Annotated in this window: 3 protein-coding genes; all 3 read left to right on the top strand. The window is 68.6% G+C overall.

The annotated features are described in order from the left end of the window. On the top strand, positions 1 to 1061 hold a 1061-nt coding region (locus N415_RS25870; RefSeq protein ID WP_068187848.1), incomplete at its 5' end, for a Xaa-Pro peptidase family protein. 35 nt (positions 1062 to 1096) lie between these two features. After that, the gene (locus tag N415_RS25865; RefSeq protein WP_068187865.1) at positions 1097 to 3343 is read left to right on the top strand and encodes an alpha/beta hydrolase-fold protein; all 2247 of its coding nucleotides are present in this window, start codon (positions 1097 to 1099) and stop codon (positions 3341 to 3343) included. 63 nt (positions 3344 to 3406) lie between these two features. Continuing rightward, positions 3407 to 6280, top strand: coding sequence for a TNT domain-containing protein (locus N415_RS31055; protein WP_081665518.1), 2874 nt, complete (start codon positions 3407 to 3409; stop codon positions 6278 to 6280). Positions 6281 to 6306: the final 26 nt, after the last annotated feature.

The following is a 6306-nucleotide window of genomic DNA, read 5'->3' as shown; positions in this document are numbered from 1 at the left end:
CCGACGCCGGGCTCGCCGGCCTGGTGATCACCCCGGGCTACGACCTGCGTTACCTCGTCGGCTCGCGGGCGCAGACCCTCGAGCGGCTCACTGCGCTGGTCCTGCCGGCGACCGGCGACGCGACGATCGTGGTGCCCCGACTGGAGCTGGCCTCCCTCAAGGAGTCCGCCGTCGCGGAACTGGGCCTGGCGGTACGGGATTGGGTCGACGGCGAGGACCCCTACCGGCTGGTGAGCGAGGCGTTAGGCGGCGGACCCGCCGCGACCGCCGTCACCGATTCCATGCCAGCGCTGCACCTGTTGCCGCTGGCCGAGGTCCTGGGCGTGCTGCCGGTGCTGGCCACCGACCTGCTGCGCGAGTTGCGGATGGTCAAGGAGGAATGCGAGGTCGACGCGCTGCGCAAGGCCGGTGCGGCCATCGACCGGGTGCACGCCCGCGTGCCGGAGTTCCTGCGGCCGGGCCGCACCGAGGCCGACGTCGCCGCGGATATCGCCGAAGCGATTGTCGCCGAAGGACATTCGGAGGTGGCGTTCATCATCGTCGGCTCGGGCCCGCACGCGGCCGACCCGCATCACGGCTATTCGGATCGGGAATTGCAGGTGGGCGACGTCGTCGTCGTCGACATCGGCGGAGCCTACGAGCCGGGCTACAACTCCGACTCGACCCGCACCTACAGCATCGGCGAGCCGAGACCCGATGTGGCGCAACAGTATTCGGTGCTGCAACGCGCCCAGCGTGCCGCGCTTGACGCGGTCCGTCCCGGCGTCACCGCCGAACAGGTCGACGCCGCCGCCCGCGATGTGCTGGCCGAGGCCGGGCTCGCGGAGTTCTTCGTGCACCGCACCGGGCACGGCATCGGGCTGTCGGTGCACGAGGAGCCGTACATCGTCGCCGGCAACGACCTGCCGTTGACGGCGGGCATGGCCTTCTCCGTCGAACCCGGCATCTACTTTCCCGGCCGGTGGGGCGCCCGGATCGAGGACATCGTCGTCGTTACTGAGGACGGCGCCCTGGCCGTCAACAACCGGCCGCACGAGTTGATCGTGGTGCCCGCGTCCTAGCTGGCATGACGGTGGCGCCGCGTAGGTTGGGCGACGTGTCGATCCTGGACCTCACGCTGCTTCCGCTGCGCATCGCGCGCCATGTCGCCGATGCGGTGCTGCACCCGGTGGCGCCCGCGCCGGCGCCGCCCGGCGAGCTCGTCGTCGCCGACGGGATGCCCGAAGGCGTGCCGCCGGCCGCCCGCCGTCCCGAGCCGCGGCTGCCCGTGCCGTCGAATTGGCCGTTCGGAGAGGAGTTTCCGCGCACCTGCGGTGCGAGCCGGCTGGCCGGCGGTGCCCTGTTCTGGACGGACTTCCTCTACGACGACCACGGCGCGACGGGCATCCCGGTCGGGGACCTGAAAATCCAGGCGCCGCCGCGCGGCACCTACGTCTACCCCGACGGGCCCGCCGCCCGCAACGGCGCCGACATCTTCCGCGTCGCCGTCGGGCTCACCGACACCCACACCTGGTGGCGGGTCGACTGGAACACCCTGCTGGACGCCTCGGTGCCCGTCGCGCTGTTCACCTTTGACACCGGCCCCGCCCGCGCGGCCGCCGCCGAGTGGCCGGCCGGGGCGGGCGTGCGCTCGGCGGGCATCGACATGGCGCTGCTGCTGTCGGGGCGGGGCGCCACGTTGATCGACCTGACCACCCAGGCGACGACGCCGGTCGAGCACAGCGTGGATATGCAGTCGCGGTCGTTTATTGCGCAGGTCCCGCGGTCGCTGTTGGAGCCCGAAGGGAGCTGGACGGTCCGGCTGGCCGCCGGGCTGGCCAACCCGGCGGGGGACGGATTCGCCGACGTGCCCGCCGAACACGGTGCGCTGCCCGGGCAGCCCAACGTCTACAACGTCGCGTTTCGCACCAACGAGCATGAGCCGCCGCACCTGAACTTCTGGTCGGACTCGGCCCAGGCGGCGGCTTTGACGCATGGCGACGTGTCGGCGTTCGCGGTGACGGTGCCGTGGGCCCGGCTTGCGGCCCGCGAAACCGAGCCCGAGCCGGTGGTCACCGGCCCGTCGACCCGCTGGTACGCGTCCTCGGTGGAACTCGGTCAGGGCTTGTCGGGCGACGACATCTTGAGCACCAAGCCGCAATTCCTCGGGCGCGTGCAGCCGTATTCGGTCTGCCTGCCGTCCACTTTCACCCCGGGTCGTGCGCTGCCGCTGACACTCTTGCTGCACTCGCTTGCTCTGGGCCAGAGCCAGTTCGCGGCGATTGACCCGCGGCTGCTGCACGAGGTGTGCGAGGGCCGCGACTCGGTGGTGGTCACCCCGCTGGCCCGGGGACCGTCGACCTGGTACTTCGACACCGGGGAGCTCGACGTGTGGGAGGTGTGGGCCCGGGTCGCCGAACAGCTGGGCACCGACCCCAATCGCACTGTCATATCCGGCTATTCGATGGGCGGGTATGCGGCCTACAAGCTCGGGCTGAGCTATCCGCAGGTCTTCTCGCAGGCGGTGGTCCTGGCCGGGCCGCCGGCGTGCGGGGTGCGGCTGCTTCCCAATGTCGACATCCCGGCCGACCTCGACCTGGACTCGCCCTGCGCCCGGGAGGGTGACAGCTGGAAGTTGCTGGTGAACGCGCGCTGGCTGCCGTACGTCATCGCCCACGGCCTGGTCGACGAACTGGTGCCGTTCGCGTCGGCGGCCGAGCAGGTGCTCGAACTCGACCGGCTGGGTTACCGCCATCGGTTCACCGTCTATCCGCTCGAGGATCACCTCGCCTGGGTGCTGCAGGACAAGTTCGAGGACCCGATCGCCCACATGGGAACCGGTCTGCGCCAAGCGGATCCGGGACACATCACGTTCGCGTGGTATCCGCAATTGGTGCGCGCGGATCTGGGTATCGGGCCGCACCAGGTGTGGTGGCTCTCGGAGCTGACCGCCGATCCCTCGGTAACCGCGCGGCGCGGGGCCGTCGCCGAGGTCGACGCGCGCTCGTATGCCCGACCGGACCCGACGCACACGGTTCGACACCACCGCGGCGTGCTTTTGAACTTCGAGCCGACGCCCGGCTTGTACAGCGAGCTGGACTGGCAGGTGGGACGGCCCGTCGGCGCGCTGCCGTATCTGACGCTGCGCCTCAGCGGGGTCGCCGGCCTCACGGTCGACGTTGCGCGCGCCGGGCTGGCCGCGTTGCCGTCGTCGACGATCACGGTCACCACCGACAAGGCCGCGCGGATCACGCTCGGCGGGCTGCCCGACGGCGCATCGGTGCAGCTCGACGGTGAGCCGGCCGGGGCGACCGTCGCTGTGCCGGCGGGGCGGCACCGCATCACGTTGCGTGTCGCTAGGTGAGTCTTCTGGCCCTGCGACCTGGGTGAATAGCGTCGCGCAGGGCCGTCCGCGAGAATTTCGCGCGTGGGCCCGTTGGCGGTTGATCCTGAGGCGCTGTTCGCCGCCGGCAGCGCCGTGGCTGCCGCAGGTGACGGTCTGGCCGCGAATCTGACCGTGTTGACGGCCGGTTTTGCGGCCCACACCGGCATAGATGCCGCCGGCGAGGTGTTCGGCCTCGGGTACCAGGACGCGGCCGGGTCGCTGTTGAAGGCCGCGGCTGCTGCGGTCAACGCCTGCCGGCAGAGCGGGGCCCTGATACAGCAGGGCGCGTCGAACTATTCGAAGGCCGAAGCGGCGTCCACGCTGGGTGGCGGTGACGGCGTGCTGCAGGCCCCGGCAGAACCGGCCAAGATCTCGGCGCCCGGCCCGCCGGGCACCTGGGGGAAAGGGGAACCGCCGCCGCTGCTGTGGGCGGTGGTCCAGTCGTTCGTCGACTCTGTGTGGCCGGACGGCGACGTGGCCGGGATGCACGCGGCTGCGGCGAGTTGGCGGGGCTTCGCCACGTCGGTCATCGGGATGCAGGGTGCACTCAACGCATCGAAGTCGCTGCTGGCTGCGCAGCAGATACCCGAGGGCGGCAAGATCGACGAGGCGTTGTCGCACATCGCCACCGGGATGGGGCAAATCTTCGAGGCTTCCTCGAAGATTGCGACCGCGCTCGACAATTTTGCCAAGGAGGTGGGGCAGGCACAGAACGCGATCCGCGACCTGCTGAACCGGTTGGGCTCACTGACCGACCTGGGCCACGACCTGATGTTGATCGTGAAAGGGGACGCCCTCGACGAGATCAAGAAGATCGCCAAGGACGTCAACGACGTGCTGCACAACTTGGGGCGGGAAGCCCGGGCGTCCGAACAGGCGATCAAGCTGGGTTTGGGGGTCGTCGACGGCCTGGTTGTCAAGCTGGAGAAGTATGTGCGCCGCGAGCTCAAAGACTTTCTGGGAGACGCGGTCGGAAACCAGGTGGCAACAGTTTTCGATGTCTTTGCCAACGCCAACGAGGGAGTTCTGAAGGGCGCCGTCGGGATGGCGACGTCCATGGCGGACCTCGACCCGCGCTGGTTCCTCATAGATCCCCAGGGCGCCGCGTCGACCTGGGCGGGGCTTGGCAAAGGCCTCTGGAAGGGAAGCATCTTCAACGCCCTGATTAACCCGCAGGAGGCCGGCGAAGCTCAATTGCAGCAGCTGAAAGGCGTTCTGCACCTTGATGATTGGAGTACCGCTCGCCCAGGATTGGGGCTCGGGGAAAACGCTTTCGACGTCGCGACGCTGTTCATTCCGGGAGGCGGGGAAGCGGCCGCCGCGGCCGATGGTGCGGGGGCGGCCGCGCGCGGCGCCGAGGCGGCTGTGCAGGCGGAGCGTGCCGCCGGCAGAGCGGCCGACGGGCTCGCGGGTGTCGTTGGTCCCCGTGGCGCACTGGCCGATATCGCTGGGAAGGGCAGCAGCCTGACCAAAGACCTCGAAGGCGTGACCGGAGAGCTGCCCAAGATCGAGCCTCCGGTCGGTGGCCAGCCCGTTGCGTTGCCTCCGAAGCCGATTGACGCGCCGGTCGGTCCGGCGCCTCGTGCGCCTGATGTGGCCCCGGGTGCGCCGCACGGGCCGGCTGCCGCGCCAGGGCCGACGCCTTCGGGTGGTCCGCGCAATCCGGCCGGTACCGCGCCAGCACCGGCGCATGCTTCGCCGGGTGGTCCGCACGATCCCGTGGGTGGTCAACCGCATGAACCGGTGCCAGCGCCGGCGGGTGGTCCGCGCGAACCGGTATCAGCGCCGGCGGGCGGTCCGCATGAGCCGGCTTCGGTGCCCGCGGGTAGTCCGCGTGAGCCGGTGCCGGCAACTGCGCCCGCATCGCATGCGCCATCCGTTCCCGCTGGAGCGGCTGAGCGGGCGCCTTCGACTTTTCCGCAATTGGTGCATCATTCGCCGACTCCAGTGTCGGCGTCGCCCAGCGAGGCAGTCGGTGAACCCGCACCGGCCGCAGTGCACTCATCGGCAACGCCGCCATCGTCTGCGGCGCCGCACTCCACGTTTCCGGGAGGTCGACCAAGTGAACCGCCGGGGGGTGGCTGGCACGGGCATAGTGACGGTGCGCCACCAGACGTTGGTCCGCACGGACGGCCGCCGCAAGGGAGCGGTGCACACTGGCAAGGAGATGCCGGTCCGTCACGCGACGGTGGTCCCCGCCACCCCGCTGATGATCGACCGATCCAACATGGACCAGATGACGGTTCTGCGGGCAAGCAAGATAACTCGCACCCGAATGATGTCCCCGGCGGCGAAGTCCAAGATGCGGCAGCGGCCGGTATTCAGGAGCCACCAGTTCCGAAAAAAGTGCCGGGTGTCGATTACTCCCTGCCGGCCGAGGATGCACTGCGTGTAGTAGAGCATCCTGAGGCTGAGCTCAAGCGATTGATGGATGGAGGCGTTCCGCACAGCATCCTCGATGGGTACGACCCGTTGGCTGGAAGGACCGTGGAGGAGTTCAGACGAGAGTTCACGATTGAGGGCTCAAACGGCAAAGTCTCGTGGGATTGGGATGCTCAAGCTCCCAGAAATGGGTTCGCTGGAGAACCCGAGGAATCCAGTCATATTCCGCCCAATCTCCGCCTCGATCGCCTGGGTTCAAATGCGGGTGGGTTCTTGTCGCCTGAGGGAGTTCCATTAGCAGAGCGCGCAACTCCGCCCGGTCTTGCCACGCAATACCATCTGTTCGAAGGCACAGGCCGAGAAGTCCCTCCCGGCAAAGATTGGATTGTTCAACATGGTCCAGCGAAAGAGGCATTCGGTCAGCCCGGTGGTGGGGATCAGTGGATTGTACTCGATAAAGGAACAAACAAACCTGTTCCTGTCGAAGAGCTAATTGTCGAGCGACTTCTAAGGGACATCACTCCGCCGGAATGATAGAATGTATTCAATTTAAAGGAGTT

This window comes from Mycobacterium sp. UM_CSW (assembly GCF_000455205.1).
Classification (GTDB): Bacteria; Actinomycetota; Actinomycetes; order Mycobacteriales; family Mycobacteriaceae; genus Mycobacterium.
The sequence above is the reverse complement of the archived record's forward strand: the minus strand, read 5'-3'. Positions and strand labels throughout refer to the sequence as shown.